Source organism: Kitasatospora sp. NPDC036993 (genome assembly GCF_055607525.1).
Genome location: NZ_JBVJRP010000001.1, coordinates 589,002 through 615,982 on the forward strand (window position 1 = coordinate 589,002; position 26,981 = coordinate 615,982).

Here is a 26,981-nt window from a genome sequence, read left to right on the forward strand (position 1 = left end):
CCCATGGCGGCCTCCGGGTTAGGGCCGTACCCCGTCAACCGACCACCCCTCAGCAGGAGTTCCCCTGTGTCTGAACCGCTGATCGAGGACCACGACTTCCTCAGCAATATGCGCACCGCCGCGCTCATCCGGGCCGACGGCACGATGACCTGGCTGTGCCTGCCGGGCTTCGAATCGCCCGCGGTCTTCGCGAGCCTCCTCGGCACCACCTCGAACGGTTCCTGGCGAGTCGGCCCGGCCACGTACACCAACACGCCGCCCGAGGGCCTGCGCCGCTACGTCGGCGACACCCTCGTGGTCGAACACACCTGGGACACCGGCAGCGGCGTCCTGGAGGTGACCGACTTCCTGCCCGCCCCGGACGCCACCGGGTATGCGCCGCCGACGGTCGTCCGCATCGCCACCTGCCGCAGCGGCATGGTCCGCCTGGCCTCTGAGTTCCGGCCCCGCCCCGGCTACGGCTCCCTCACCCCCGCGATGCAGTACGTCGGCCACGGCACACCCCGGCTGCGCGTGACGGCCGGCAGTGACACCTACTGGCTGGACGCGCCCCGTCACACCCTCAACCTCGGCGGCAGCGCCTCCTGCGACATGCCGCTGAAGGCCGGGCAGAGTGCGGTCTTCGCGCTGACGTGGGCGCGCACCGGCAGTCCGGCGCCCGCCCGACTGACTGGCACCGCCATGCTGGAGGAGACCCAGCGGTACTGGGCTCGCTGGGCGTCCGCCTGCACCTACGACGGGCCACACCGGGACGCGGTCCTGCGGTCGGCGCTCACCCTCAAGGGTCTGTGTGACCTCGGCGGCGCCGCCATCGCGGCCCCGACCACCTCGCTGCCCGCGCCCGTCGGCGGCGAGCGCAACTGGGACTACCGCTACACCTGGCCGCGCGACACCGCGTGGATGATGAAGTCCCTTCTGGCCCTGGGATACACCGAGGAGCCCACCGCCTACCGGGACTGGCTGACGATCCACCTTGACCCGGACGACCTCCGACCCCTGTACAGCCTCGGCGGCGGCCCGGTGCCGGCCGAAGAAACCCAGCCGCACCTGCGGGGCTACCGCGACTCCAAGCCCGTCCGGGTCGGCAACGCCGCCGCCGACCAGCACCAGCTGGACGTGTACGGCGAACTCGCCGACCTGCTCGCGCAGATGGACGATGCCGGCATCCCGCCCTGCCCGGACGCCGACCACCTGCTCCTCGGCCTCGCGCTCACGGCCGAGGAACTGTGGGAGCAGCCCGACGACGGGATGTGGGAGAGCAGGGGCACACCGCGCCGCTACGTCTCCTCGCTGGTGTGGGCGTGGGTGGCCCTGGACCGGGCGGTGCGCGTGCTCGGACGCCGTGACACGGCCGACCGGGAGACCCTGCGGTGGCTGGCGGCGACCGCCGAGACCATTCATGCCGAGGTGTGCGCCCGGGGCTACGACGAGGAGCGCAACACCTTCACCCAGTACCTCGACGGTCAGGACCTGGACGCCTCCCTCCTGCACCTCGTCCGCGTGGGGTTCCTCCCGGCCGACGACAAGCGGGTGATCGGCACCGTCGAGGCGATCGAGCGCGAACTCGGCGCCGGCGGCGGCATGCTGCTGCGCTACCCGACCCGCACCGATGCCGCCGACAACGTCGACGGGCTGTCCGGCCACGAAGGGGCGTTCCTCGCCACCGCGTTCTGGATGGTCGAAGCTCTCGCTCTCATCGGCAGGGACACTGATGCTCGGGACCTGTTCGACCGCCTCCTGGCGGTGCGCAGCGACCTCGGCCTCCTCGCCGAGCAGTACGACCCCGCTGAGGGGACCCACCTCGGCAACTACCCGCAGGGACTGTCGCACGACGGCCTGATCCGGGCCGCTCTGGCCATCGGCACCGCGAGCACGGTCCCCGCGGCTGACGGTGAGCTGGTGCTGGCGGCGGAGGGGTAGTGGTGCAGCACGAAGTTGCCAACCGGATCGGCGGGCAGGTCGGCAACGCGGTGATGGCGGGAACCGTCAACGGCGGCATCCACATCCAGCCCGCGCCGCCATCGCCCGACCCCCCACGCCAGCTGCGTCCGGTCCCGGACGTCTTCACCGATCGGACCGAGGTGCTGACGGCGTTGGATGCCACGAGAACGGCGCTTCCGGCCGCCACCGCCCCTGTCGTCGTGATCCACGGCCAAGCCGGTGTCGGCCGACGGACGCTCGCCGCCCGCTGGGCACGGCAACTGGCTGAGGACTTTCCCGACGGTCATCTGGTCGTCCGGCTCCCCGGTGGACCCGGGAGAGGAGCGGCGCCGATCGCCGACGTCGCGCGCCGGCTTCTGGGCTCCTCCGGGCTCGCCGTCCCGGTGCCGCTGCCCGCAGATGTCGAGGACCTGCTCGCGCTGTGGAGATCGGTGACCGCCAGCCGACGCGTGGTGCTCGTGATGGAGGAAGCCGACCGCGGCGAGGATGTCATGCCGTTCGTCCCCGCGAACCCGGGCTGCCTCGTCATCGTCACCAGCCGCACCGCGCTGCCTGCCCTCGCCGCCCACGGCGCTCACCACCTCCACCTGCCGCCCCTCGCCACCAGCCACGCCCTTGCGCTGCTGCGCCGCATCATCGGCGAGCAGCGGGTCGCCGCCGAACCGCTGGCGGCGGCCCGCCTCGTGGACGTCTGCGGCGGCCTGCCGCTGGCGCTCGGGCTCGCCGGTGGAGACCTCGTCCTCAACCCGACCAAGTCACTGGCCGACCACATCGGCCCGGCCCCGTTTCCACCAGGAGCGCTCTCCATGGCGATCACCAACGCGATCGACCAACTGCCCCAGGACGAACGGCGGCTCCTCGCGGAGATCGCCGCTCTTCCTGCGCCGGACCTGGATGTCTACACCGTCGCTGCCTCCACCGCCACACCCACCGGCCAGACCAGGAGGCTGCTGGGGGAAGTCGCGGCCCGGCACCTGCTGGAGCACACCGCAGACGTCACCGCCCGCGGGCCCGTGTACGTGATCCGCCCCGAGGTGGCCGAGCGCGCCCTGGTTCCCAACGACGGCCAGGGTGCCCGAGTGGTCGTCCAGCGGTACCTGGACTTCATGACCGCCACCGCCTACGAAGCCGGACGGCGCCTCACCCCCCACCACCGCGTCCTGGAGCACACCAAGCGGCACGAGCCCGCCGAACCCGTCCAGTTCGCTGCCGACGACATGGCACTCGCCTGGCTCGAAGCGATGGCTCCCGCGCTGCTCCCGGCGATCGCCGCCGCCACCAGGCAGGGTGACTACAGGGCCGCGACCTGCGTGCTTCACTCGGCATGGCCGCTGTTCCTCTTCACCCGGTACCCCGAGTGGATTCCCAGCCACCGGCAGGGCCTGGCCGCCGCTGAACGCTGGGGCGACACCGCGGCCATCCGCGACATGCTGGCCATGCTCGCCATCGGCCTGCGCGGCACCCACGACTACGACGAGGCGATCGGGCTCCTCCAGCGTGCCCGAACGCTTGCAGAGGGAGACCTCGAGGGCACCGCCCGGTACACGAGCGACATCGGAGCGTGCCTGCACGCCGGCGGGCGATACGCCGAGGCCATGCCGCATCTGATCGACGCCGCCGACCGCTACGCACGACTCGGCCACGCCCGCGGCCAGGGCCTCGCCCTGATCCTGATCGGGTCGGCACACTCCCGCCAGGGCGAGCCGGCCACCGGAATTCCGGTACTCGCGGAAGCCTGCGCGCTGCTCTCCGGCCTGGCCGCCCCGGACCTGTTGAACGCCGCGCGAGCACGGGCCTTCCTCGGCGAGGCGCACTCCCTTGCGGGGAACCACGACCTCGCTGCGGCTGCACTCGTCGTGGCTCTGGAGCAGTTCCACACCCTCAAAGTGCCGTACTGGACAGCACGCGCCATGGAGTTCCTGGGCCAGGCCGCGTTCCGCAGCGGCCAGCGTACGGCCGCCCGTGACTGGTACAGCGCCAGCCTCGACCGGTACACCGAACTCTCCAGCCGCCACGACACCGCACGCCTTCGGCGCCGGATCAGGGCGGTGACCAACTCGTGAACGACCGCCAGGCGGGAGAGGAAGACGCAGCTGGACCGCGCCCCGGCTCGCCGAGGCAGCGTGGAGGCAGGCCGGTGAAGAGCGTTCTGCGTCACCGTCCCGGCCCGGTCCAGGGCCCGCGAATTCAGCGGGTTCGCCGTGCGAGGGCAACGCAGGTGCTGCCCCATGCCGAGGCCCCGAGGGTGGAGAAGCGCACTCCACGCCGCCCGTTCGAGGGAGGCGACGACACCAAGGCCGCCTTGGAATGGGGCGGGAAGCTGCTCGAAGCTCTCGACGTGGCCTCGGGACCGCGACCGGAACTGACCAGCCACGAAGTGACGCTTCTGGTCGGCTACATGACCGGCATGTCGTACGAGGAACTCGGCGATCTGGACGGCACCAACGCGAAGCAGGTGAACCACGTCTACCACCGGATCAGCACTAGCCTGCGAATGAAGACCCGGCTCCAGACCATGTTCGGCGTGCTCGCGCGCGGCTACGTGCGCCCCGAGCAGATCGTTCCTGCCGAGCTTGCCTGGGGCGAGGTGGCCCTCTCCGCCCACACCGTCGCCCTGCTGACCCTCCTCGCCTGCAACCTGAGCCAGGAGAAAGCCGCCGCGAAGCTCGGGGTCCGCTACGCCCAAGCCCAGTACCTGCTGCTCACCGCACGCGCTGAACTCTGCGCCAAGAACAGCCATCACGCCCTCCTGACCGCAGCGGTCCTCGGCATCATCAACGTGCCGGGCGTACCCCGGTGCGAAGTGCCGAAGCCCCCGCCAGCCGAGCACAACCCTGCGGCCACCAGCGGGCAGTAGGCGGCCCTCACCGGCCGGCTGTCGGACAACGGTGGTGGCGGCCGGAGCGACAAGACCTCCGGCCGCCACCTACCGTCCCTCCTCGCCACCCAGCAGCGCGAGGAGGACGACGGTGGACCTGATCGTGACAGCCGAGGACGTCGCCCGCCGCCTCGGCTACCCCACCCCCCTCGGTGACCCAGTGCGGCAGCGCATCGAGGTCGCCGTCGAGGACGCCCAGGACGCCCTAGTCGCGCACCTCGGTCGTCCGTTGCTGCCCGCGCAGTACACCGAGAGCGGTGTCCGCGCCGGGGCGGATGGTTGGGTGCTCAGCCACGGGCCCCTCATCGCGGTGATCTCCGCCGTCTTGGACACCGGTACGACGTCGGGTCCCTTCGGCACGCCGACGTACACCGTCACCTACACCGCTGGCATCGATGCCCGCGCCGACCCACAGACCGCCCCGCTGCGCCTGTGGGTCCGTGCGACGGCGTGCCACCACCCGCTGCTGGCCGACGCGCTCGCGCGCCAGCGCCGCGTCGCTTCCGCCTCCGTGGAGGGCCAGTCGGTCACGTACGACACCGCGGCCGAGCCGCCGGTGGTCCTCGCGCCGCCGGACCTCGCCACGACCGACCGGTGGCGGCTGCGCGGCCGCCGGGTCTACCAGGCCCCAACGAGGCCGAACCCGCCCGGGCTCACGATCCCCGGACACTTCGGCTCGGGAGGGCTGTGATGGCGGTCCTGCTGGCCGACCGGCAGCTCGGTGTCCGTACCCGCGGTGCGCCCGTTCTGGATGCGCACGGCGCGGAGGTGACCGGGCCGCTCGGCCCGCTGCGGGGACCGTGGCCAGGCCGTGCCGTGCCGCAGCCGGACGGCACGTGGCACCTGGCCCTGGACACGCAGGCCGGCACCTTGCTGGTCGGCGACGTTGTGGTGGAGCCGGCCGCCGGAGCCGAGTGGACCGTCCTGGTCGCCGACCAGCTGGCGAACACCGTCGACCCGTCGCTGGCCTACGTGCGGGTCAGGGCCCGCTCTCGGACGGCGAACGGCACCCGGCCGGAAGGACACCCGTGATGGCCCACCTCGAACTACCCCCTGACGTCGCCCGCCGCCTGGCCCCGCTGATGCTCCAGCACACCCAGCGCCTGGCTGAGGAAGTAGGGGAGGAGGCCCGGCGGCGGGCCCCGGCGGCCAAGACCTGGCACACCCAGGAAGACGGCCACGCGCGGCCCAGCCACCAGGCCGCCGACGGCCAGACCGTACCGGCGCCGCTGCCCTTCTCCGTCGGAGACACCATGCTGTCCGGACCCCGCGATCCCGAAGGCCCGGTCGAGGAGACGGAGGGGTGCCGGTGCACGGTCACCGAGGACCCGGAAGCCGTCGCCGCCACGATTGCGGCGGGCAAGGCCGCCATCTTCGGTACGCGTACGCGCGTCACCGTCTCCTGCGACTTCCCGCGCGCGGCCGAGGCGGAGTTCGCGCACGGCGACGGCACGCACTTCATGAGCGGCGCCGCTTCCCAGGTCGCCTCCCGGCACCGCTGACCCGCCGCGCGAGGCCCGTACCAGCGTGCGGTGCGGTGCGGCGGGACGGACGGTAGGGGTCGGGCCCTGCTTTCCTTCGCCGGTCACCCGCCACCGCCCGAAGGAGCCGACATGGCCCAGCCCGACCACGTCCGGATCGTCCTCGCCCACCACCTCACCCGGGACGGGGAGCAGCTGCTGCCCGGCGACGAGATCGAGGTCCCGCACCACGAAGCCCGGCAGCTGATCGGCGCCGGCTACGTCGCCGACGTCGACCCCACCAACTCGGCCGCGGTCGCCAAGGCCCTCAAGCCCGAGGTCGAGAGCAAGCCGGCCGTGGCCAAGCCGGCGGCGAACAAGGCGGCAGGGCAGGCGAGTGGGTGACCTGGCCTCCCTCGACCCTGAGGAGCTGGTTGTCGCCTGGCTGTCCGGGCACGCCGAGCTGACGAAGGCGCTCGGCGGGCCCGGCCGGGTCGGGGCCCGCAACGCCCCGCCCTACCCCCGCATCCGCATCACCCAGGTTCCCGGTGGCTCCGCCCCGGGCTGGCGCTGGACCGCCACCTTCCACCTCCAGGTCGAAGCGCTCGGCGACCTGGACCGGTCGACGTCCCGCCCTGTGCTGCGCCGGGCGTTCGCCACCGCGATCAAGGCTCTGCACGAGCTGGCCGAGGAGGCCGCCGTGCCGGGCCGGCCGGTGGTGACCGCGGTGAAGGCGCTGTCGGCTGGAGGGTGGCTGCCGGAGCCGACCGGCCAGGCCCGGTACGTCGCCGTGCTTGCCGTCACCGCGCACCCGCCGACCGCGTGACGGGGGCCATTGCGCGAGTTGTGCGACAGCCCCACGCGCGGTGCCGGCGCGACGCTACTGCTCGGCGCGGCCTACGGTCTGGCTCGTTTCTGGCGGTCCGCGTTGAGGAGGCCGGTCGTGCCCGCGGAGAGCATGTTCGTTGCGCAGATGGCCCGTCTGTACCTGGCGGCGCCGGGTACGGTCGCGCCTGCGGACCCGGTGGCGGCGATGCCGTCCGGGTGGAAGGAGGCCGGGCTGTTCAAGCCGGGCAGTCTGGAGTGGAACACTGACCCGAAGTTCGAGGAGCTGCGGAGCCATCAGCTGAGGTATGCGGCCCGCACCATTCAGACCGAGGACGCCGCGACCGTCAAGGTCGAGCTCCAGGAGTGGAACGCGGGCAACATCGTCGCGGTGTACGGCGGCGGCGAGGTCGCGACCGTCACTCAGGGCGGCAAGACCTTCTACCGGTTCAACCCGCCGAAGGTGGGTGGGCGCAAGCAGTTCGCGGCGGTGGTCGAGTTGGTCGACGGCGCGAAGCACTACCGGCGGATCGTGCCGCTGTGCGAGCAGGTCGCGTCGGTGAATCAGAAGTTCCCCAACGATTCCGAGTCGACGTTGCCGTTGGAGCTGAAGGTGATCGGGGGCGAGGTCGGCGACCCCTGGTACGACCTGACCGACGACCCCGGCTTCGCCCCGGTGGCGGCGTGAACTTCACCTAGCGGCAGCGGTGTTGGGGGCTGTGCCCATCCGCAGCCCGTGCGCCTACTGTGGATCACGTCGGGCAGCCCTCTCCCCCCTAGGGCCACCCGACCCCGCGATGCCCCGGCCTCCCCTTCGGCCGGGGCATCGCCATGTCTGCACCCTTGGCGGCCGCAGGGTTCCTGTCGGCCGGCGTGCCGGTCTGAGGTCTGTCGTCCTCGGGGCGACGCTAACTGCCTTCGGCTCCTACGGTCTGCGGCGTTCCGTTGCCGACAGACCGAGGAGCCGACATGGTCGGGATCGACCTGGACGCCGCCCGTGAGCGTCGTCTGGCCGCTGCTGCCGAGAAGGCGCGCGCCGCCAAGGCCGAGTACACCGTCGGCGAGGAGCCGCTGATCTTCGGCGGCGCCACGGTGGCGATGCTCCCGGCCGAGCTGCCGCTCGCGGTGTGGGAGCCGCTGATCGGCATCCCGTACCTGCCGCTGCTGCTGCGTTCCCTGGTGGAAGCCGCCCAGACGCGGGGCGGCCAGCAGACCGAGGCCGCGAGCCTGATCGTGGACGTGCTCGGCTCGGAGCCGACACTGCCGTCCGACCTGCTCGCGGCAGCCGCCGAGATGGGCCGTCGGCTGCTCGGGGAAGACGGGTTCGCCCGGCTGATGGAGCAGCGCCCCAGCCACCCGGACATCTTCGAGCTGGTGCGCGCCGTCTGGGCGAAGTACTTCCCGGGTGGCAGCCTGGGGGAACTCATGGGGCCGTCCGAGTCGCCTTCGCGCGCTGGGACGACCTCGAAGCCGACTTCCAGCGGTACTACCGGCTCGACGCCCGCGGTGTCTGGGGACGGCCCGGTGACCCTGGATTCTTCGGCACCCGACGCCTCCTGACCCTGATGCGGGGGCTGCCAGCCGAGGCCCTGCTGCGTCGGGACGGCGCGGAGGTCGGCGCGGACCGCTGGGGGCTGACGCAGGAGCTGCTGGCGCAGCTGGTCGAGCTGGTGTCGGTGCTGGCGGCGGAGCACCGCCTGCGCAGGCCGGTCGAACTGCCGCGCCCGGCCTACCTGAGCGCCGGCCGCGGGCACGAGCGGGACCGTCAGGGCATGGCCCGGGCGGTCGCCGTGCTGCGCCGCAGCGGGAAGGCGGCCAGCCGTGGCTGAGGAGATCGATTCCGGCCGCCTCGTCGTCGAAGTCGTCGCCGAATCGTCGGGGTTCGCGGCGGACGCGAAGACCCGCGTCGACGCGGCGGTGCGCAACCTGCGGGCCAAGATCCGCCTGGACCCGGACGCCTCCGGGCTGCGCGAGCGCGTCGAAGCCGCCGCGCAGGCCACCCGCGCACGCATCAAGGTCACGGTCGACGTCGACCTTGCGGGGCTTCGCCAGCGCGTCCAGGCGGCCACGACGGCCGCTCGCGCCCGTATCAAGGTCGCCGTCGACCCGGACACCTCCGGGCTGGCGGAGAAGGTGCGGGCGGCCACTGTCCGTACCGCGTACGTGCGGGTCGGGGTCGGTCTCGATACCGGCAACCTGCGTCAGCGCGTGCGGGCCGCCGCCGAGGCGGCGGCGGCCACCGTCAAGCTCGACCTTGACGTCGAGACGGCCGGGCTGCGCGCTCGCGTCAAGGAGGCGCTGGCCGGCCTGTCGGTGCGCGTGCGGGTCGACGTCGACACCGCCGCCGCGACCACCCGCCTCGCGGCGTTTCGCACGCTCGCGTCCCGGCCCGTCGACGTCCCGCTCAACGCCCGCGGCTCGGCCGGCGGCGGTGAGTCCGGGGGGTTTCTCCAGGCCGCCGAGGGCTTCGGCTCCACCGTCGCCGGGCTGGCCCGCCTGCCCGCGATGGCCTCCGGGGCGCTCGCCCTCGGCCAGGCCCTCACCCAGGTCGCCGCCGGGCTCTTCGCGATGGGCGCGGCCGCCGCGCCCGCGGTCGGACTGCTCGGTGCCCTTCCCGGGGCGGCGGGCGCCGCCGCGCAGGGCCTGGGCACCCTGCTGGCCGCGTTCTCCGGCATCGGCGCCGCCGTCAAGGCACTCGGCCAGGCCGACAAGCAGTCCGCCGGGGCGTCGTCGGCCTCCGCGCAGGCCCGGCAGGCCGCCGCCGACCGGGTGGCGGACGCGCAACGTCGCCTCGGCACCGCCCAGCGCGACAGCGACGAGCAGGCCCTTCGAGGCGCCGAGCAGGTCGCGCAGTCCCGACGCCGGCTCGCCGACGTCCAGGAACGGGCGGCGGCGCAGGTCGCCGCCGCCGACCGGCAGCTGGCGGCGGCGGAGCTCACGGTCACCCGCGCGCACCAGGCCGCCGCGCAGGCGCAGCAAGCGCTCAACGACGCCCGGCAGGCCGCGCAGCGCACCCTGGAAGACCTGAACCGGGACGCGGCCCGCGGCCCGCTGGAGGAGCAGAAGGCGCTGCTCTCCCTGGAACAGGCCCGCTCCCGGCTCAACCAGGTCAACGTCAGTCCGTTCTCGTCGGAGACGGACCGGCGCGAAGCCCAGGTCTCCTACCAGGAGGCGGTCAACCAGCTCGAGGACGTCCGCACCCGCAACAAGCGGCTCGCCGAGGACGTCAAGAAGGCCAACCAGCAGGGCGTCGAGGGCAGCGACCAGGTCACCTCCGCCAAGGAGCAGCTGACCCGCGCCCAGGAGGCCGAACAGGACGCCGTCCGGGGTGTCCAGGAGGCCGAGCAGCAGGCCGCCCGCGCCCGCGTCGAAGCGGTGCGCGAGGTCCAGGACGCGCACAACGACCTCGACAAGTCCGTCCGTGAGGCGCAGCGCCAGCAGAAACGTTCCGCCGAGCAGGTAGCGGACGCGCAGCGGGACGTGGCCCGCGCGGTGCGGGACCAGTCGCAGGCGCTGGCCTCCGCCGCCGGCGCCGCCAACGCCGCCGAGGAAGCGCTCAACGCGCTCTCCCCGGCCGGGCAGCGCTTCGCACGGTTCATCTCCGGCACGGTGCAGCCCGCCCTGCGCGGGCTGCGGGACACCGCGCAGGAGGCGCTGCTGCCTCCGCTGGAGACGGCGATCAGCCGCGGGCTGAGCCTGCTGCCGATCTTCAACCGGGCGATCGGCGACACCGGGCAGGTGCTCGGCCAGGCCGCCGAGCGCGGCGCGGAGATGGCCACGTCCGGGCCGTGGCGGGCGGACCTGGCGCAGGTCGGCTCAACCAACACCCGGGTCATCGGCTCGCTGGCGAACGCCGGCCTGAGCGCGGCCGACGGCCTGCGCAACATCACGGTCGCCGCCGCGCCGCTGCTGGAGCGCCTCGCCGGCGCCACTGAACGCGGTCTCGCCCTGGCCGCCGCGTTCATCCAGGCCCGCCGCGACGGCGGCCAGCTCGGCGCGTACTTCCAGCGCGCCGGGGACACCGGCGCGCAGCTGTGGGGCATCCTGCGGGACATCGGCCTCGGTGTCCTGAACATCGGGCGTGCCGCCGCCCCCGCCGGACAGCAGCTCCTCAACTCGCTCGCCAACGCCGCGAGTGCCTTCCGCACGCTCACCGGCGAAGGCGAGACGCAGGCCAAGCTCGCCGGGTACTTCGCCAACACCGTCCCCGTCCTCCAGGAGGTCGGGCGGCTGGTCGGCGCCCTCGGCGTCGCCTGGTTCAACTTCACCAACAACCCGGCACTCGCGCCGCTCATAGCCCGGCTGCGCACCGAGGTCCTGCCTGCGGTCATGCAGCTGGCCGGATCGCTCGGCAACGGCCAGCTGTGGGACCAGCTGCTCGGGCTGCTCTCCTCGATCGTCGGCATCGCCGCCCAACTCGGCGGCCTCGGCAACACCTTGTCCGGGTTCCTGTTCGTCATCCAGGCCGTCGCCTCCGCCGTGCAGGTGCTGCTGTCGATACCCGGCATGGGCGCCTTCGTCTCGGCGCTGCTGACGATGGCCGGCGTGGCGGGCGGGGTGATGTTCGTCGCCAACGCGATCGGTGCTGTGCGCGGGGCGCTGACCCTGCTGTCCGCCAACCCGATCATGCTGATCGTCGCCGCGGCCGCCGCGCTGGTGCTGGCGTTCGTCACGGCCTACCAGAAGTCCGAGTGGTTCCGCAGCGTCGTCAACGGTGCGATCAGCGGGCTCGCCGACGGCGTGCGCTACGCCCTCGACGGCATGGTGTCCTTCGCGGCCTGGTCCTGGGGCAAGCTGTCGGGGATCTTCGCCCCGCCGATCCGCTTCCTCGTCAACACCGTGTACGACGGCGGTATCCGCAAGGCCTGGAACTGGATCGCCGACTCCTTCGGCCTCGGCAAACTCCCCAGCTTCACCGTCGGGTTCGCCCGAGGCGGCGTCGTGCCCGGCTACGCGCCCGGGCGCGACACCGTGCCCGCGATGCTCTCCCCCGGGGAGGGCGTGCTCGTGCCGCAGGCCGTGCGCCAGCTCGGCGGAGAAGGGGGCATCAGCGCCCTCAACGACGCCGCCCGCGCCGGGCGCCTCGCCGACGCCGGCGCACCCGTGCAGGGCTTCTTCCTCGGCGGCCTCGTGGACGGCGCTCTCGACAAGCTGCGTGACTGGGCCGCCGGTGCCCTCGGCAAGGCCCTCAACCCCGTACGGTCCTGGTTCAACTGGATGCCCGACAACGCGTGGGGCGGCATGCTGCGCGGCATGGTCAACCGGGCCGTCGACGGCGTGCTGGCCTTCGTACGCGGCTACGCCACCGGGGGAGTGGTGCCCGGCTACGCGCCCGGCCAGGACAGCGCCCTGGCCCGGCTCAGCCCCGGCGAAGGCATCCTCACGCCGCAGGCCGTGCGCGGCCTCGGAGGCGGCGCCGCCGTCAGCGCGATCAACGCCGCCCGCGGGCAGCTCGCCGACACCGGCCAGGGCGAGCGCATCGGCACCGTCATCTCGCCCGGCGCGATCGTGCAGTACATCACCAACCCGCTGCCCGAGACGCCGGGGGAGACCGTTAACAACCGGCTGCGGGCCCTCGCCAGCTTCGGCCTGTTCGACAAGGAGAGCGCCTGATGGCCCGCGAGCGCTGGCTGGTGGACGGCTACGACCTCACCGACGGCCTGGTGCGCGACGTCGAGTACCGGGCCGGGCTGACCGGCACCCCGGCCGTCGTCGGCGCGAACGCCACCGTCCCCAACCGCATCGGGGAGCTGTGGAGGCCCAAGCACCACGGCCCCGGCAAGTTCACCCTCGCCCTGTGGCTGGCCCCCACCAAGGGCGGCTGGCAGGACGTCGAAGCGGCGTGGGAAGACCTGCTGCGCGTCGTCGCCCGCCCGCACCGGCTGCTCACCTTCGAGCGGCACACCGCCGCCGGCCAGGTCCGCCGCTGCGAGGGCGAGGTCCTGTCCGCGCTCACCCCGACGCCGCTGGGCCAGAGTGGCATGCGCATCAGCCTCGAGGTCAACGTGCCCGCCGGGTACTGGGTGTCCGCCGACACCAGCACCCAGGCGACCGCTCCCGGCACGCCCGTGCCGCAGGACCTCGTGCTCACCGCGTTCGCCGACGCCACCGCGCCCATGGAGCAACTCGCCTACCTGCTCACCGGGCCGATCACCGCCCCGACCGTCACCGACACCACCGACGGCGCCGGGGACTCCTTCACCTACACCGGGCAGATCGGCGCCGGGCAGAGCCTCACCGTGGACGCCGCCACCTGGCAGCTGACCGGCGGTGGAGGCTTCGTCCCTGACCCGGGGCGCCTGACCAACACGGGGCCCGCCTTCCTGCGCCTGGCCCCCGGCCGCCCCGGCAAGCCGCCGAGCGTGCGCCTGACCGGCGTCAACACCGGGCCCACCACCCAGCTCGCCGTCACCGGCCGCCGCGCCTACCTGACCTGACCGGAGAACCACCGTGGCCGTCCACCTGCGCGTCTCCAGCCCGAGCGGCAACCTGCTCGGGTTGCTGCCCTACCCCGCCGACCTCAAGACGCAGGCCGAGCACAACGGCCCCGGCGCGCTGACCTTCACCTACCCGCGCAACGCCCCGGGCGCCGGCCTGCTGTCCGGGGACGACCCGCGGATCTCCCTCGTCATCGACGGCGTCGAGCAGCCCGAGCGGTACCTGCTGGAGGACGACGGCGACGACCCGGCCGACGACGCGGGCGAGGCCCGGCCGGTCCAGGTCGGCTGCCGGGGCGCCCTCGCCCTGTTGGAGCGCGCCGTGATCTACCCGGTCGGCCACACCCCCGGTCAGGCCGTGCAAGGCCTCGACGCGCACTTCCCGTTCGTCAACGCCACCCCCGGCGCGATCCTCGCCACCCTGCTCCAGCGCGCCCAGGCCCGCGGTGCCCTGCCCGAGGTCAGCTGGGACTTCACCTCCGCCGCCGACAGCGCCGGACGCCCCTGGCCCACCACGTACACCGCCCAGTACGACGCCGGCGGCGACCTGCTCAAGACCGTCGCCTCGATCACCGGCGCGGGGTGGGCCGACGTGCGGATGGAGGGCTACCGCCTGCGCGCCTACGTGCCCGACACCGTGTGCGCCACCGACCACCCCGGCATCGTGCTGTACCTGGGCCGGGACGTCCTCAAGGGCCCCCGGCAGCGCTCCCGCCGCTCGGTGCGCTCCCACCTGCTGGCCTCCGGCGACTCCGGCAACCTCGCCGAAGTCGTCAACCCGACCGCGGCCGCCCGCTACGGGCGCCGGGAGGCCTTCGACGGCCGCGGCGGCATCACCGACGCCGCCACCCTCGCCGAACTCGCCCGCGTCACCCTCGGCGGCATGGGCGCCGCCTCCGAGGGCTTCACGATCGAACTCGACCCGGCCGCCACCCAGTACCGGCCCGGCATCGACTACCGGGCCGGGGACTACATCCGCTACGACCAGCGGCGCACCGACCCGACCACGCTGGAGCCGCTGCGGGTGCGCACCATCGCCACCACGTACGACGCCGCCGGCCAGCCCAGCAGCAGCCTGGAACTCAACGACCTGTTCGTGGAGCAACGCATCCGGGTGCAGCGGCAGCTGGACGCCCTCACCAACGGCTCCGCGACCGCGTCCCGTACCCCGCTGCCGCCGCTCGGCGACCGCAACGACACCATCGCCCCGAAGAAGCCGGACGCGGTGCTGCTCGGCTCGTGGGCCTACCTGGACCGGGACGGACAGCAGCACGCCGCACTCGCGGTGTCCTGGCCCGCGGTGACGCAGAACGCCGACGGCACCGTGTACGACGACGCCGGCGCGTATCTCGTCTCCTACCTGCTGCCCGGCCTGCGGATCGCAGGGCAGGACCCGCAGTGGTCCCCGGAGCAGACCGTCCACGGCACCATCGCCCACTACGACCAGCTCCCGGCCGGGCAGCGCGTCCAGGCCCGGGTGCGCACCGTGGACGCCTCCGGCAACTCCTCCACCTGGCAGCTGTCCGAGGAGACGGTCCTCGCCAGCGACACCACCCCGCCACCGGTGCCGTCCAAGCCGGCCGTCGCCCGCCTGATCGGCGGCATCCGCGCGACGTGGGACGGCCTCGGCGCGCAGGGCGAGCAGATGCCCGCCGACTTCGCGCACGTCGAAGTGCACGCCTCGACCGCCGCAGGGTTCACCCCGACCGCCGCGACCGTCGTTGACCGGCTGGCCGGCGCCGCCGCCTCCCCCGTCACCGGCCTCGCCTACGGCACCACCTACTTCCTCAAGCTCGTGGCGGTCGACCGGGCCGGGAACGCGTCCGCGCCGTCGGCCGAGGTCTCGGCAGTGCCGGACATGGTGATCGGCTCCGACCTCGCCGACAAGATCCTCACCGCCGGGAAGTGGGCCGACGTCGAACGGGCCTCGCTCCAGACGAGCTTCTTCACCGGCTTCGCCACCGACGACCCCCGGTGGGTGCAGACGTCCGGCAGTGCCGACGCCACCTGGCCCACCGCCGCCCGGGCCGACGCGCCCACCGGCGGCCGTGCGCTCGTCGCCACCCGGACCGTGCGCCTGGAGTGGTCGGAAAACCTGCTGCTGGACCCGGCCGTGCTCTACCGCATGTCCGTGCGCCTGCGGCAGACCGCGGGCACGCCGAGCACGGTCACGATCGGCCTGATGGGCATCGCGGCCGACGGCACCACCCGGATCAACCGGCAGGGCAACAACGCCGTCGACCTCGCCTTCGCCGTGTGCGCCAACACCGCCCCGCTGACGGCCGGCGGCGGCTGGGCGACCCTCACCGGCTTCCTCAAGGGATTCGGGCCCGCCGCCGGGCCGTTCTGGAGTGCCCAGCCCGACCCGCAGAAGCCCACCACCCTGCACCCCAACGTGCGTTTCGTGCGCCCGCAGTTGCTGCTGAACGTCGACGGCGGCACGGCGGCCGTCACCGAGGTCGACATGTTCACCCTGGAGGCGCTGGAGTTCCCGCCCAACATCGTCGGCGCCGTCCAGATCGCCGACGCCACGATCGTCGGCGCGAAGATCGCCCTGGCGACCATCCAGGACGCCAACATCGGCACCGTCTCCGCGAGCAAGCTGACCGTGGGCCAGCTCAACGCGGACGTCACGGTGTCCGCCCGCATCAAGACTGCCGACACCGGCGCGAGAGTCGAACTCAACTCCGCCGGCATCGAGGCGTGGAACGCCAACGGGGTGAAGACCATCTCCGTCTCCGCCTCCACCGGCGACGTGCGGATCGTCGGCGGCCTGTCCAGCGGAACGACCGGGCAGCGCATCGAGATCAACCCCGGCGGCAGCCTCCCGGAGATCCGCTTCTTCCCCACCAACGGCGACAACTACGCATTCATCAACGCGGTCGGCGGGAACAACGGCTCGGCGTACATCGGACTGAACAGCGGCACCTTCCAGCACAACGGGCAATCGACGGCCTACCGCCTCTACCTGACCGACTACGTCTCCGCCCTGGAGACCATCCGCACCGACACCCAGCGCCCGTGGGGCGGCAGCGTCCAGATGAACGCGAGCCAAGGCGCCGCGCTCGCGTACATGGCCGAGGACTCCTTCAAGGGCTACGTGATCGCCACGGATTCGGGCGTCCAGATCGGCCGGAACAACGAGCAAGGCGGCACCACTGAGCTGTGGATCGACGCCAACACCCTCCAGTACAAGGGAAGTTTCCTGAACTACTGGTACGCCGAGCCGGACCGCGGTCTGTTCACCGGCACGGTGGGGATGCGCAACTGGACGTCCATGTCGATCTCCTACGGGCCGACGATGCAGTCCGAGATGGTGCCGATCGTCACCCTGCGGGACTGGCAGGCCGTGCGGGCCTGGCAGGTCACCGCCTCTTCCCTCACCGGCTTCACCACCACCCTCGCCTCCGCCAGCACCGACGGCTCCGTCGGCTTCTGGTGCTACCGCATCTGACACGAACGGGGAACAACCATGCCCGAGCAGTACCGGGTACTCGACGCGGCCCGGATCAATGTCGGTGCGACGCAATGCTGGGCCGTGCGCCAGCAACGGCCGGACGGAGACCACCACATCACGGTCTTCCCGGCCTCCGCATTGGAGTGGCGGGCTGCCGAGTACGACATCGACCACGCCACCCAGGACGGCATCGACATGATCCTCGACATGCTGCTCCACGAGCCGTGGATCGCGGACCCCCTCGAACACCGCCACACCGATCCGGCCGCCGCGACGAGCCTCGCCGTCGAGGAGCCGGCGCCCGTCACCCTGCACACCGCGCCCGACCGGGCCACCGCCCGCCAGGCCCACCTCGAACGGATCGCCCACACCAAGCGGACCCGGGTCGCCGTCACGACCGGACCTGCCACAGGAACGCGCCGCGCGGCAGCCGCGAAGCCCGCACCGGACCCGCTCGACATCATCCGGCGCCACCACGGCATTTCTCCGGAGGGAGTGGCCGCGAAGACAGAGATCGTGGAGCAGACCCGACGGCAACTCGCCCTGCCCCAACCGCCCACCGAGAACGAGGCGAACCGCGTCAGCCCGGACAGCTTCACCACACCGGTGTGGGACGCCGCGGTGCCCCGACGCGACGAAGCGCAGCACAACGACCAGGACGCGGCATGACCGACGGCCCCACCCCCGAACAGCTCGACCGCCTGCTCAGCACCGCCGACCGCCGCCGGCTCACCCCTCCCGAAGCCGCCCTGCTCCGAAGCGGCGTCCAGCACCTGCGCAACGCGGCCGCCCGCACCCGGCCGAACACCGGCGACACCACCAACCCGACGAAGTGAACGGAGCCCCGCCACCATGGAGCACACCGCCCAGCCCATCACCGTGGACGCCGAGCAGTACATCGCCCGGCTGCGCACCCAGACGGCCGAGGCCTGGGGGCACGCGCAGGCGGAACTCGCCCTCGCCCGCGAGGAGATCGCCGTACGCGCCGCGCGGGAAGCCGACCTGGAACGGCGGATCGCCGAGCTCGAATCCACCATCGCCGAACTGCGCGGCACCTCGACGCGACCGTAGACACCGCCGCGTCCTACCGTCCCCCGCTGTGGAACGGGACCCGGACGACCAGCAGCCTCCCGCTGGCCGACGACACCGACGGAGGACCAGATGGAGCGAGATCACCGGGTGGAAGTCGATCCGGGACCTGGTCCTGTTCCTGCTCGGAGCAGCGGTGATCGTGCGGGAGGCGTGGACGCCACCGGCCGACCCGAGCGTGATCATCACGGGCCTGACCCTCGCGGGGCTGCCCGCCGCGCTGTCAAGGGACGAACGGCCGCCGCGCGAGTAGCCCCGCGCACCGGCCTCCTGGCCCGATACCGGTTCACCGCCGGCTACCTGGCCACCGCCGGCATCACGTTCGCCGCGACCTGGCCGCTCTGAGCGCCAAGCCCGCCCATCACCAGCACCAGGAGACGACCGTGAACATCCTGAACGACACCGAGGCGTGGGGCCTGCTGCTCGGCGCCGTCACCCCCTGGGCGACCGCGCTCGTCCAGCAGCCGCACTGGACCAAGCCGGTCCGCGCCGTCGTCGGGGCCGTGGCCTCCGGCATCGTCGGCATCGTCACCGTCCTCGCCCGCGGGGACATCGCCCACGCGCAGACCGCCCTGACCACCGTCGCCCTCACGATCGTGGCCTCCAAATCGTTCTACGACGGCCTGTGGCAGCACGCCGGCGCCGGGGCGCTGGAGCGTGCGACCGCCCCGGACCGCCGGTCCGGTTGGTAGCCGGCCCTGTGTCTGCGGCCGGCGCTACCCTAGAGTGATGATGTGGCCGCCGGGTCGACCGGCCGTGTGCTCTGGCAACAAGCCCTTCGGGGCTGTCTCCTATCAAGGGGAGCACACGGACCCGGGCGGATTCGCAACCCGCGGGCCCGGTGGCCACACTTCCTAATCTCCCTTCTCCGCAGCTGATTTGGCCACGTGGTGGGTGTTCCCACGCAGGCAGGGCTGGCGGGAGGGTGGAGGCAGGCAGCCACACCGGGGCCTGCGACCCCCGGTGCCGCCACGGAGACAAGGAAGGCACCCTGACGTGACACCGACCGAACAGCAGCCACCCCCCGCGACCGAACAGGTCACCCCGCTGACGGACAACCGTGCGGAGATGGCCATCGAGTCGCCTGACCAGGTCCTGGAGATCACCGGAGAGCAGCGGTTCTGGACGAAGGCCCAGCGGGCGGCGATGGCCACCATCGGCCTCAAGGACGCCCCGATGGCCGAGCAGGTCGCGTTCTTCCACATCTGCAAGAGCACCGGTCTCGACCCCTTCCGGCGGGAGATCTACTACATCCCGCGCAAACGCAAGCTGTTCGGCCAGGACGAGGTGTACTACACCGCTCAGACCGGGATCGATGGTTTCCGGCACATCGGGCAGCGCAGCGGCCGTTTCATCCGCCGTGTCGGCCCGTTCTGGACCGGTCCCGAGGATGACCCCGCGTGGTGGACTCTGGGCGAGGACGGGATCAACCGCCGCCGCTGGGTCGACGTTTGGCTCGCTCCGGGACTGCCCGCCGCTGCGATGTGCCGCATCGAGCACTACAGCATCGCCGGGGACAGGACGGTCAGTCAGGCCGTCGCGCTGTTCAGCGAGTTCGCGGTGACGAAGGACGAGTGGGTGCGCGGCGAGCGGACCGGGCAGAAGGTGCTCTCCGGGTTGTGGCCGACGATGGGCGTCCACATGATCGGCAAGGTGGTCGAGGCCCAGGCCTGGAGGGTGGCCTTCCCCCGCGAACTCGTCAACATCTACGAGCACACCGAGATGGAGCAGGCCGACGCCGCCCTGGCCAACCAGGTCCACGAGGACTCGGCGCAGCGTCGCCGGTCGGCCCGCGCGCAGTCGCAAGCGGGCACGGTCATCCCCGGGACTGTGGTTACCGCCTCCACCCCCACTACGCCCGAGGGCGGCGCGGAACAGGGCACACCAGTGACCGGTACGGAGACAGGCGCGCCGCTCACCAAACCGGAAGATGAGCCGTTCACCGCAGACGAGCTGCGCCAGGAACTGCGCGCCTACGCCTCCGCTATGGGCAGCACCGTCACCAAGATCACCGACCGGTGGCGGAAGGCAACCGGCATCGGCGTCAACAAGGCGAACACGACTCAGCTCACTATCCTGCTCGGCGAGCTGCGCCCCTACGTCGTGGCCGCGCTGGGGTCCCACCCCGAGGCGGCCGAGCACGTCGAGGCCGGCGGCCTGCTGGTCCGGCTCGACCCCGACACCACCGTGTGGAGCAGAGAGGACGCCCGAGAGGGCTAGCCCGTCCCCCTTGTCCACTCCACCCGCAGGGCCGCGCCCCGGCCGCGCGGCCCTGCGGCCTGCCCACACGGACACCTCATGCAGCCCCTCATCGAGCAAGCCCGCGAGCTTGCCCGTGCCCGTCTCATCGGGCCCAGCCCGCTCCCGTGCCGCTGCGGCGCTCCCCGTCACGCGCACCGGGGACAGAAACGCTCCGGCGGCCACCCCTTCACCAACTGCGCCCGCTATCGCCGCGACCCAGCGGACGTGCTCCTCGAACGGGCCCAGGCGGCAGCCCACGCCCGGCTCGGCGAGGACCTCGCGGCGTCCGAGCGCACCGGCCGCCGCCGACGTTCCCGCCGCCCCAAGAAGCCGGGCCAGTGGTCGATCGGTGCCTCCGACACCAGTTCCTGCCGCCGCGCGATCTGGTACCGGGAGAATCCGCCACCCGGCTACGTCCCGGCCCCTGTGGACCGGCGCGCGGCCCGGGCCGGGACCCTGATCCACGACTCGGTGTCCCGCCGCCGGCGCGCCCTGTACCCGTGGCGGCTGTACGAGCAGTCGGTCACCCTGCCGGGCCTGGACCGGCCGAGTCGCTACGACGAGTACGACCCAGTCACCGGTGTCCTGTACGACTACAAGACCGCCGGGGACTGGAAGTGGGCACTCGTCGGCGGCGACGGCCCGCCGGAGACGGAGTGGGACCAGACGCAGCTGTACGCCCTCGCCCTGCGCCTCGCCGGCGAGGTGGTGACCGAGGTGAGGATCATCTACTTCGAGCGCAAGAGCGGCAGCGACGAGGAGTTCACCCGCCCGTTTGACGAGCGGGCTGCCCGTCGGGCGCTCGGCCGGTTGACGGCGATCGCCACGGCTCTCGACTTGGGCACCGCGCTGCCCCGGGACCGGTCCGGGCCGAGCACCGATGTGATCTGCAAGCGCTTCTGCCCAGCCCGCATCGACTGCTGGAACATGCTTCAGGCCGAGGCCGCTGGCCGCTCACCGGAGTCGTACACCCTCGTCACCGACAAGGCCGACATCGAATGGGCCCTCGGCGAGTACGACCGGCACCGCGCAGCGAAGTCCGACGCAGAGAAAGCGCAGAACGTCGCCCGGGCGCTGCTCGACGGGGTTCCGCCCGACACCTACGGCGAGTGGGAGTACGTGCGCACCGCCGGGCGCCTCAAAGACCCCGAACCGGACCACCAGGGCAGAGTGCGACAGCTCGAAGCGTTCTGGGACAACCCGCCGAACGAGCGACCGGCACTCCACGAACTCGACTACCCGACCAAGCGGTCCCGCACGTCCGGCAACACCCAGGTCCGCCGGGTGCGCGCCGCCAAGCGCGGAGCCCCGCCGGTGCGCGGAAGCCAGTAAGAACGCCAAACGCTGCGCGCATCAATCTCCCCGGCCAGGCGCTCCCCCGCGCTCGCCTGGCCGGGGAGAGGAGGCCAGCACAGCGTCCCCACTGTCCGTCGGCTGATCTAACGTCCGTCCATCGCAGGCATGTTGAGAGGAACACCGTGACCAGCCCGTACGACCCCGCGCCCGATGCGCCTCGCTCGCCCTGGTTCGCCGAGCGGCCGCCCACCCTCCAGCCTGCCGTGCACCTGGCACCAGCGCGGCCCGCCGGGGAGGCTGGCACACCGATCTACGAGCAGCTGGTCGCCGAGCTCGGCGACCCGTTCAGCCTGATCGGCCCGATCCACACCCGGTACCCGCGCCGGCCTCTCGCTGGCCAGGCCAGGGACTGAACCCCCACCTCAGCGCGGGAAGTTGCTCGGCGCGACCTAACGCCGGGCGGCGGCCTAGGTTCCCCGCTCATGGCAGCCCCCCGCTACATCGACTACATGCCGCTGGACGAGATCCGGCCCGCCGCCCGAAACCCGAAAGGGCACGACGACGACGGGCTGGACCGTTCCGTCGAGCAGTTCGACTTCACCGAGCCCGGCCTGCTGGACGAACGCACCGACCGGCTGGTGGCCGGCCACGGCCGCTACGAGACCCTCGCGCGCCGTCGCGACGCGGGCAAGGCCGCCCCGGGCGGGGTGGTCGTCACCGACGACGGCACATGGACCGTCCCGGTAGTGCGGGGATGGGCATCCCGCGACGACGCCCACGCGGAGGCCTACCTGATCGCCTCCAACCACCTGACCACCGTCGGGGGCTGGGACGGCGAGGGCCTGGCGGCGATGCTGTCCGACCTGGAACAGGTCGACCCGGCGCTGTTCGCCGCCACCGGGTTCGACCACGCCCAGATCGACGCCATGCTCGCCGACGTCACCCAGGTCGGCCCGGCCGACGACCCGGACGACGAGGGCGACGGTGTCGCCGAGCCCGAGCAGCCCACCCGCGGCGACCTCCTCGCCCTCGCGGGTGTCACCGTCGGAGAGCCCGAGCACCAGGTCGAGACCGGGCAGGTGTGGCAGCTCGGCGACCTCCACCACCTGGTCGTCGCCGAGGTCTTCGACGGCTGGCCGCAGTGGGCCCCGCTGCTCATCGAGGGCAGCCTCTTCCTCCCCTACCCCACGCCGCTCGCCCCGTTCGCGGACCGGGCCGCAGGCCGGCGCCTGGTGATGGTGCAGCCCGAGCGCTACCTGGCCGGTCACCTCCTGGACAAGTGGGAGCGGATCAGCGGCCAGGAGCCCACGCTCCGGGACGAGTCGTGACGGCCATCCTGCCGACCGCCGGCGGCACCTTCGACCGGTCGGAGCGCCCCATCTACTTCACCGCAGGCGGAGGGGAGTTCAACGCCGGCCGCCATGTGCTGACGGCCGTCAACGAGCTGATGGGCGACGCCGAGGAACGGCGGCTGCGCGACCTGCTGGACACCGGATGCAAGGTGCTGCTCGACTCCGGAATCTTCTGGCTCACCAACCGGCACAGCCGGACCCACGGCGTCTCCATGGACGAGGCCTTGGCGCTCCCCCCGGAGCAGATCGACGGGTTCGAGGAACTGCGCGAGCGGTACATCCACCTGGCCCGCACATACGGGGACTGGCTGTGGGGCTACATCGAGCTGGACCAAGGCGGCCTGCTGCACAAGCGCGCGCAGCGCGACGCCCTTCACGACCTCGGCCTGTCGCCGATCCCGGTCTACCACCCGCTGGTGGACGGCTGGGACTACTTCGATGAGCTGGCCGAGCAGTACGACCGGATCTGCGTGGGCAACATCGTCCAGGCGTCGGCCCCAGTGCGGCTGCGGCTTCTGCACACGATCTGGGAGCGCCGCCAGAGGTACCCGCACCTGTGGATTCACGCGCTCGGCCTGACCGCCAACGAGTGGTGCCTGCCGCTGGCCCCGGACTCCTGCGACTCCTCGTCCTGGCTGGCGCCGCTGCGCTGGAACCACCAGCGGATCGAGACGGCGATGCTGCGCCGCGTCGGCAACCTGCCCGCCGGCTTCCGCTACGCCCCGGGCGACAGCGCGTCCTACCAGGCCGCTGCCCGGGTGTGCGCGGACGCCGCGACGGCGCTGGGCACCTGCTGGAGGCATGCCGCCCACCGCGTCCAGGAGCTGACCGGCGATCCCAGCGGCGCCGCGCTGGAAGGGGCGCAGCGATGAACCTGATTGACCAGCCTGTCACGGTGAAGCGCACCGGCGGCGGCGCCTTCGACCCGGCCGACCGGCACCTGTACTTCGCCGCCGGCGACTCCGAGCACTACCCGCACCACGTGCTGCTCGCCACCAACGATCTACTGACCGCTGGCCACGAACGGAGATTGGTCAAGCTGCTGGACGCCGGCCACCGCGTCTTGCTGGACAGCGGCATCTTCTGGCTGACCAACCAGTACAAGCGGGCCCACCCCGGCATCTCCATGGACGAGGTCCTGAGCCTGGCCCCGGAGGAGATCGACGGGTTCGATGACCTGTACTCCCGGTTCGTCGAGCTGGTGCAGCGCCACGGCGACCGGCTGTGGGGCTACATCGAGCTGGACCAGGGCGGCCGGGACAACAAGATCCGCACCCGCGGCCGCCTCGAAGACGAAGGCCTCGCGCCGATCCCGGTCTACCACCCGCTGGTGGACGGCTGGGACTACTTCGACGAGCTCGCCCAGCAGTACGACCGGATCTGCTTCGGCAACGTCGTCCAGGCGCCGGCCCCGGTGCGCCTGCGCCTGCTGCACACCCTGTGGGAACGCCACCGCGAGTACCCCGACCTGTGGGTGCACGTCCTCGGCCTCACCGTCAACGAATGGTGCCTGGCCGTCCCGCCGGACTCCTGCGACTCCTCCACGTGGATCGGACCGCTGCGCTGGCCCAAGGTCCGCATCGACACCGCGCTGCTGCGACGAGTCGGCGAACTCGGCCCCGGTTTCGCGTACGACCTCGACCAGCCGGCGCACCCCACCCGCGGCCGAACCCCGTGCTGCCTGATGTGCGCGCAGACCGTCTCCGCCACCACCACTGTGTGGAGCCTCGCCCGCACCACCCGCGACGAGCTGCTCGGCCAGCCGTCCTACCCGCCCCTCACCGAACCGGAGACACGATCCTTGTGAAGCCACCTGCCACCGTCTGGGCCAAGGTCCAGCTGCCCGGATTCCACCACTGGCCCGCCGCGCCCGATCACCGTTCCTACCTGCGGGCCCGGCACCGCCATCAGTTCCACATCACGGTCGCCGTCGCCGTCGCCCACGACGACCGCGACATCGAGTTCCACGACCTCGGCGACCTGATCCGCGGCTGGTGGGGGCCGGGCACCCGGGAGTGCGGGCCCGCCTCGTGCGAGACCCTGGCGCGCACCCTCGCCGACCACGTCAGCAGCGTCGGCCTGCGGGTGACGATGGTCGCGGTGTCCGAGGACGGCGAAGCCGGCGCGGTCGTGCACCTGGGCGACACGGGGGAGAAGCAGTGAGCCACACCGTCACCGTCCGCCACAACTTCGAGACCGCCCACCGGCTGCCGCACCTCGCCGGGAAGTGCGAGAACCTGCACGGGCACTCCTGGGTGGTCGAGGTCACCGTGACCGCCCCGGTGCTCGCGGCCGGCACCGTCGTCGTGGAGTTCGGCGCGTTCAAGCGGGCCCTGCGGGAGTGGATCGACACCTTCCTCGACCACGGCACCATGCTCGGGGCCAGCGACCCGCTCGTCCCGGTCCTCGCCGGGCGCAGCAAGCTGTTCCGCTTCAACGCCGACGACCCGACCGAGCAGGAGCAGCACGCCGCCGGCCTCGGCTGGCCGAGCGTGGAGGCCGTCGCCGAACTGCTGGGCCGCGTCGCCACGGAGGCCCTGCACACCCTGCCCCGGGCCGCAGGGGCGTACGTCTCCCACGTCGGTGTGTCCGAGACCGCCGTCAACGCCGCGTCCTGGACGGCGGAGGCCCCGTGAGCGCCCTCGTCGTGCCGGACGCCGGACTGCCGGTCGCCGAGACGTTCGGGCCCACCATCCAGGGAGAAGGACCGACGGCGGGGCAGCGGGCCCTGTTCCTGCGCCTGGGCGGCTGCAACCTCAGCTGCGACTGGTGCGACACCCCGTACACCTGGGACGGCAAGCGGTACGACCTGCGCACGGAGATCCGCCGCGTCCCCGTCGTCGAGCTCGCCGAGTGGGCCGCCGGACACCCGCACGCGATCATCGTCATCACCGGCGGCGAACCGCTGCTGCACCAGCGCACCGACGCCTGGCGCTCGCTGATGGCCGTCCTGCGGTACACCACCCGCCGCGTCGAGATCGAGACGAACGGCACCCTGGAGCCGAAGCCCGTCAGCCTCGGCGTGCCGCGGATCGCCTTCAACGTCAGCCCCAAGCTGACGAACTCCGGCTTGCCGCAGGAGCGGCGGATCAAGCCGGACGTGCTGGAGGTCTTCGCCGGCCTCGCCCACCGGGGCCGCGCCCGCTTCAAGTTCGTCGCCGCCGGCCCGGACGACCTCGAGGAGATCGCGGCCCTGGTCGACCGCTTCCACATCCCCCCGCACGCGACCTGGGTGATGCCCGAAGGGACCACCGCCGAACGCACCCTCGACGTCGCCCGGTCCCTGGCCGACGACGTGATCGCGCGCACCTGGAACCTGACGATGCGGCAGCACGTGCTGCTGTGGCCTGGAGAACGCAACCGATGACCACCCCCGCAAACACCGTCGACCTGGACGGCGCGGCCGAGCACGCCGCCGGTCTCCTGGCCGCCCTCGGCATCCCGTGCGACACCGAATCCACCGCGGCCACCCCGCGCCGCATGGCCAAGGCCCTCGCCGAGCTGACCGCCGGCGTGCGCCTGGACCCGGCCCGCCACCTCGCCGTCACCTTCCCTCCGGAGGGAGAAAGGGCAGGGCTGATCTCTGCCGTCGACGTGCCCTTCGACGCACTGTGTGAGCACCACATGCTGCCGTTCACCGGCCGGGCCACCGTCGCCTACCTGCCGGCCCCCGGTGCCCGCATCGTAGGCCTGTCCAAGCTCGCCCGCCTCGTTCAGGAGGTCGCGGCCCGCCCGCAGGTTCAGGAACGGCTGGGCCAGCAGGTTGTGGACGCCCTCGGCGCGCACCTCGACATCCAGGGCGCGGCCTGCCTGATCCGCTCCCAGCACGCCTGCATGACGATCCGCGGGGCCCGCGCGCACGGGGCCACGATGGTCACCAGCCACCTGACCGGGGCGCTCCATGCCGACCTGGCCCGTCGCGCCGAAGTGCTCGCGCTCGTTCCGCCACCGGCCTGACGTGGCAAGGGAGTTGTGCCCAAGAGGCCCGTTCGCGCGGGAGGATGG

At 72.5% G+C, this 26,981-nt stretch carries 29 protein-coding genes; all 29 read left to right on the forward strand.

All coding sequences use genetic code 11. The annotated features are described in order from the left end of the window. Positions 1 to 66: 66 nt before the first annotated feature. The 29 genes from ACZ7C5_RS02825 to folE all read left to right on the forward strand — a co-directional run bounded on the left by ACZ7C5_RS02825 (position 67) and on the right by folE (position 26,933). On the forward strand, positions 67 to 1,920 hold the full coding sequence (locus tag ACZ7C5_RS02825) for a glycoside hydrolase family 15 protein (RefSeq protein WP_470321784.1): 1,854 nt from the start codon (positions 67 to 69) through the stop codon (positions 1,918 to 1,920). A 2-nt stretch (positions 1,921 to 1,922) separates the two neighbouring features. Further along, positions 1,923 to 4,004, forward strand: coding sequence for a tetratricopeptide repeat protein (locus ACZ7C5_RS02830; RefSeq protein WP_470321785.1), 2,082 nt, complete (start codon positions 1,923 to 1,925; stop codon positions 4,002 to 4,004). A gap of 182 nt (positions 4,005 to 4,186) precedes the next feature. Next, positions 4,187 to 4,798, forward strand: a complete 612-nt coding sequence (locus tag ACZ7C5_RS02835; RefSeq protein ID WP_470321786.1) for a hypothetical protein — start codon at positions 4,187 to 4,189, stop codon at positions 4,796 to 4,798. 112 nt (positions 4,799 to 4,910) lie between these two features. Continuing rightward, a complete protein-coding gene (locus ACZ7C5_RS02840; protein WP_470321787.1) occupies positions 4,911 to 5,510 on the forward strand; it encodes a hypothetical protein in 600 nt (199 codons plus the stop codon). Continuing rightward, positions 5,510 to 5,851 (forward strand): hypothetical protein, encoded by a 342-nt coding sequence (locus ACZ7C5_RS02845; RefSeq protein ID WP_470321788.1) that lies wholly within the window; start codon positions 5,510 to 5,512, stop codon positions 5,849 to 5,851. Before ACZ7C5_RS02840 ends, ACZ7C5_RS02845 begins: the two co-directional genes overlap by 1 nt. Then, positions 5,851 to 6,321: a hypothetical protein gene (locus ACZ7C5_RS02850; RefSeq protein ID WP_470321789.1), complete on the forward strand. Its 471-nt coding sequence runs from the start codon at positions 5,851 to 5,853 to the stop codon at positions 6,319 to 6,321. Before ACZ7C5_RS02845 ends, ACZ7C5_RS02850 begins: the two co-directional genes overlap by 1 nt. A gap of 111 nt (positions 6,322 to 6,432) precedes the next feature. Further along, a complete protein-coding gene (locus ACZ7C5_RS02855) occupies positions 6,433 to 6,684 on the forward strand; it encodes a DUF7210 family protein (protein ID WP_470321790.1) in 252 nt (83 codons plus the stop codon). Continuing rightward, a complete protein-coding gene (locus tag ACZ7C5_RS02860; protein WP_470321791.1) occupies positions 6,677 to 7,105 on the forward strand; it encodes a hypothetical protein in 429 nt (142 codons plus the stop codon). The genes ACZ7C5_RS02855 and ACZ7C5_RS02860 overlap by 8 nt, the downstream gene beginning before the upstream one ends. A 117-nt stretch (positions 7,106 to 7,222) precedes the next feature. After that, positions 7,223 to 7,792: a phage tail tube protein gene (locus ACZ7C5_RS02865; RefSeq protein WP_470321792.1), complete on the forward strand. Its 570-nt coding sequence runs from the start codon at positions 7,223 to 7,225 to the stop codon at positions 7,790 to 7,792. A gap of 281 nt (positions 7,793 to 8,073) precedes the next feature. Next, positions 8,074 to 8,664: a hypothetical protein gene (locus ACZ7C5_RS02870; RefSeq protein WP_470321793.1), complete on the forward strand. Its 591-nt coding sequence runs from the start codon at positions 8,074 to 8,076 to the stop codon at positions 8,662 to 8,664. Positions 8,665 to 8,669: 5 nt separating this feature from the next. Continuing rightward, entirely contained in the window at positions 8,670 to 8,933 is a 264-nt protein-coding gene (locus ACZ7C5_RS02875; RefSeq protein ID WP_470321794.1) for a hypothetical protein, read from the forward strand. Beyond that, positions 8,926 to 12,717 (forward strand): hypothetical protein, encoded by a 3,792-nt coding sequence (locus ACZ7C5_RS02880; RefSeq protein ID WP_470321795.1) that lies wholly within the window; start codon positions 8,926 to 8,928, stop codon positions 12,715 to 12,717. The genes ACZ7C5_RS02875 and ACZ7C5_RS02880 overlap by 8 nt, the downstream gene beginning before the upstream one ends. Continuing rightward, a complete protein-coding gene (locus ACZ7C5_RS02885) occupies positions 12,717 to 13,541 on the forward strand; it encodes a hypothetical protein (protein ID WP_470321796.1) in 825 nt (274 codons plus the stop codon). Before ACZ7C5_RS02880 ends, ACZ7C5_RS02885 begins: the two co-directional genes overlap by 1 nt. Before the next feature lie 13 nt (positions 13,542 to 13,554). Next, a complete protein-coding gene (locus ACZ7C5_RS02890; RefSeq protein ID WP_470321797.1) occupies positions 13,555 to 16,995 on the forward strand; it encodes a phage tail protein in 3,441 nt (1,146 codons plus the stop codon). Between the two features lie 18 nt (positions 16,996 to 17,013). Next, the gene (locus ACZ7C5_RS02895) at positions 17,014 to 17,667 is read left to right on the forward strand and encodes a hypothetical protein (protein WP_470321798.1); all 654 of its coding nucleotides are present in this window, start codon (positions 17,014 to 17,016) and stop codon (positions 17,665 to 17,667) included. After that, positions 17,664 to 17,834, forward strand: a complete 171-nt coding sequence (locus ACZ7C5_RS02900) for a hypothetical protein (protein ID WP_470321799.1) — start codon at positions 17,664 to 17,666, stop codon at positions 17,832 to 17,834. Before ACZ7C5_RS02895 ends, ACZ7C5_RS02900 begins: the two co-directional genes overlap by 4 nt. A 16-nt stretch (positions 17,835 to 17,850) precedes the next feature. Continuing rightward, positions 17,851 to 18,069 carry a hypothetical protein gene (locus ACZ7C5_RS02905; protein WP_470321800.1) on the forward strand — a complete coding sequence of 73 codons (219 nt, stop codon included), beginning with the start codon at positions 17,851 to 17,853 and terminating at the stop codon, positions 18,067 to 18,069. 28 nt (positions 18,070 to 18,097) lie between these two features. Beyond that, entirely contained in the window at positions 18,098 to 18,340 is a 243-nt protein-coding gene (locus tag ACZ7C5_RS02910; protein ID WP_224273288.1) for a hypothetical protein, read from the forward strand. A gap of 130 nt (positions 18,341 to 18,470) precedes the next feature. Then, on the forward strand, positions 18,471 to 18,779 hold the full coding sequence (locus ACZ7C5_RS02915; protein WP_470321801.1) for a hypothetical protein: 309 nt from the start codon (positions 18,471 to 18,473) through the stop codon (positions 18,777 to 18,779). Positions 18,780 to 19,155: 376 nt separating this feature from the next. Beyond that, positions 19,156 to 20,307 (forward strand): recombinase RecT, encoded by a 1,152-nt coding sequence (locus ACZ7C5_RS02920; RefSeq protein WP_470321802.1) that lies wholly within the window; start codon positions 19,156 to 19,158, stop codon positions 20,305 to 20,307. Positions 20,308 to 20,553: 246 nt separating this feature from the next. Further along, positions 20,554 to 21,660 carry a hypothetical protein gene (locus ACZ7C5_RS02925; protein ID WP_470321803.1) on the forward strand — a complete coding sequence of 369 codons (1,107 nt, stop codon included), beginning with the start codon at positions 20,554 to 20,556 and terminating at the stop codon, positions 21,658 to 21,660. A 146-nt stretch (positions 21,661 to 21,806) separates the two neighbouring features. Beyond that, positions 21,807 to 22,037, forward strand: coding sequence for a hypothetical protein (locus ACZ7C5_RS02930; protein ID WP_470321804.1), 231 nt, complete (start codon positions 21,807 to 21,809; stop codon positions 22,035 to 22,037). 69 nt (positions 22,038 to 22,106) lie between these two features. Continuing rightward, on the forward strand, positions 22,107 to 22,952 hold the full coding sequence (locus ACZ7C5_RS02935) for a ParB N-terminal domain-containing protein (protein ID WP_470321805.1): 846 nt from the start codon (positions 22,107 to 22,109) through the stop codon (positions 22,950 to 22,952). Further along, a complete protein-coding gene (locus ACZ7C5_RS02940) occupies positions 22,949 to 23,848 on the forward strand; it encodes a hypothetical protein (protein ID WP_470321806.1) in 900 nt (299 codons plus the stop codon). Before ACZ7C5_RS02935 ends, ACZ7C5_RS02940 begins: the two co-directional genes overlap by 4 nt. Next, positions 23,845 to 24,783, forward strand: a complete 939-nt coding sequence (locus tag ACZ7C5_RS02945) for a hypothetical protein (protein ID WP_470321807.1) — start codon at positions 23,845 to 23,847, stop codon at positions 24,781 to 24,783. The genes ACZ7C5_RS02940 and ACZ7C5_RS02945 overlap by 4 nt, the downstream gene beginning before the upstream one ends. Continuing rightward, positions 24,780 to 25,139 (forward strand): hypothetical protein, encoded by a 360-nt coding sequence (locus ACZ7C5_RS02950; RefSeq protein ID WP_470321808.1) that lies wholly within the window; start codon positions 24,780 to 24,782, stop codon positions 25,137 to 25,139. Before ACZ7C5_RS02945 ends, ACZ7C5_RS02950 begins: the two co-directional genes overlap by 4 nt. Beyond that, positions 25,136 to 25,612, forward strand: a complete 477-nt coding sequence (locus tag ACZ7C5_RS02955; RefSeq protein ID WP_470321809.1) for a 6-pyruvoyl trahydropterin synthase family protein — start codon at positions 25,136 to 25,138, stop codon at positions 25,610 to 25,612. Before ACZ7C5_RS02950 ends, ACZ7C5_RS02955 begins: the two co-directional genes overlap by 4 nt. Next, complete coding sequence (locus ACZ7C5_RS02960) at positions 25,609 to 26,343, forward strand: 7-carboxy-7-deazaguanine synthase QueE (RefSeq protein WP_470321810.1); 735 nt, start codon at positions 25,609 to 25,611, stop codon at positions 26,341 to 26,343. The genes ACZ7C5_RS02955 and ACZ7C5_RS02960 overlap by 4 nt, the downstream gene beginning before the upstream one ends. After that, entirely contained in the window at positions 26,340 to 26,933 is a 594-nt protein-coding gene (gene folE, locus ACZ7C5_RS02965; RefSeq protein WP_470321811.1) for a GTP cyclohydrolase I, read from the forward strand. The genes ACZ7C5_RS02960 and folE overlap by 4 nt, the downstream gene beginning before the upstream one ends. Positions 26,934 to 26,981 lie beyond the last annotated feature (48 nt).

What these genes read in the sequence shown, in the direction of transcription:
- ACZ7C5_RS02885 (WP_470321796.1), top strand. Translation starts at nt 12,717, where the DNA reads ATGGCCCGCGAGCGCTGGCTGGTGGACGGCTACGACCTCACCGACGGC.
- folE (WP_470321811.1), top strand. Translation starts at nt 26,340, where the DNA reads ATGACCACCCCCGCAAACACCGTCGACCTGGACGGCGCGGCCGAGCAC.
- ACZ7C5_RS02855 (WP_470321790.1), top strand. Translation starts at nt 6,433, where the DNA reads ATGGCCCAGCCCGACCACGTCCGGATCGTCCTCGCCCACCACCTCACC.
- ACZ7C5_RS02920 (WP_470321802.1), top strand. Translation starts at nt 19,156, where the DNA reads ATGGCCATCGAGTCGCCTGACCAGGTCCTGGAGATCACCGGAGAGCAG.
- ACZ7C5_RS02905 (WP_470321800.1), top strand. Translation starts at nt 17,851, where the DNA reads ATGGAGCACACCGCCCAGCCCATCACCGTGGACGCCGAGCAGTACATC.
- ACZ7C5_RS02850 (WP_470321789.1), top strand. Translation starts at nt 5,851, where the DNA reads ATGGCCCACCTCGAACTACCCCCTGACGTCGCCCGCCGCCTGGCCCCG.
- ACZ7C5_RS02945 (WP_470321807.1), top strand. Translation starts at nt 23,845, where the DNA reads ATGAACCTGATTGACCAGCCTGTCACGGTGAAGCGCACCGGCGGCGGC.
- ACZ7C5_RS02900 (WP_470321799.1), top strand. Translation starts at nt 17,664, where the DNA reads ATGACCGACGGCCCCACCCCCGAACAGCTCGACCGCCTGCTCAGCACC.
- ACZ7C5_RS02870 (WP_470321793.1), top strand. Translation starts at nt 8,074, where the DNA reads ATGGTCGGGATCGACCTGGACGCCGCCCGTGAGCGTCGTCTGGCCGCT.
- ACZ7C5_RS02935 (WP_470321805.1), top strand. Translation starts at nt 22,107, where the DNA reads ATGGCAGCCCCCCGCTACATCGACTACATGCCGCTGGACGAGATCCGG.
- ACZ7C5_RS02845 (WP_470321788.1), top strand. Translation starts at nt 5,510, where the DNA reads ATGGCGGTCCTGCTGGCCGACCGGCAGCTCGGTGTCCGTACCCGCGGT.
- ACZ7C5_RS02895 (WP_470321798.1), top strand. Translation starts at nt 17,014, where the DNA reads ATGCCCGAGCAGTACCGGGTACTCGACGCGGCCCGGATCAATGTCGGT.
- ACZ7C5_RS02875 (WP_470321794.1), top strand. Translation starts at nt 8,670, where the DNA reads ATGCGGGGGCTGCCAGCCGAGGCCCTGCTGCGTCGGGACGGCGCGGAG.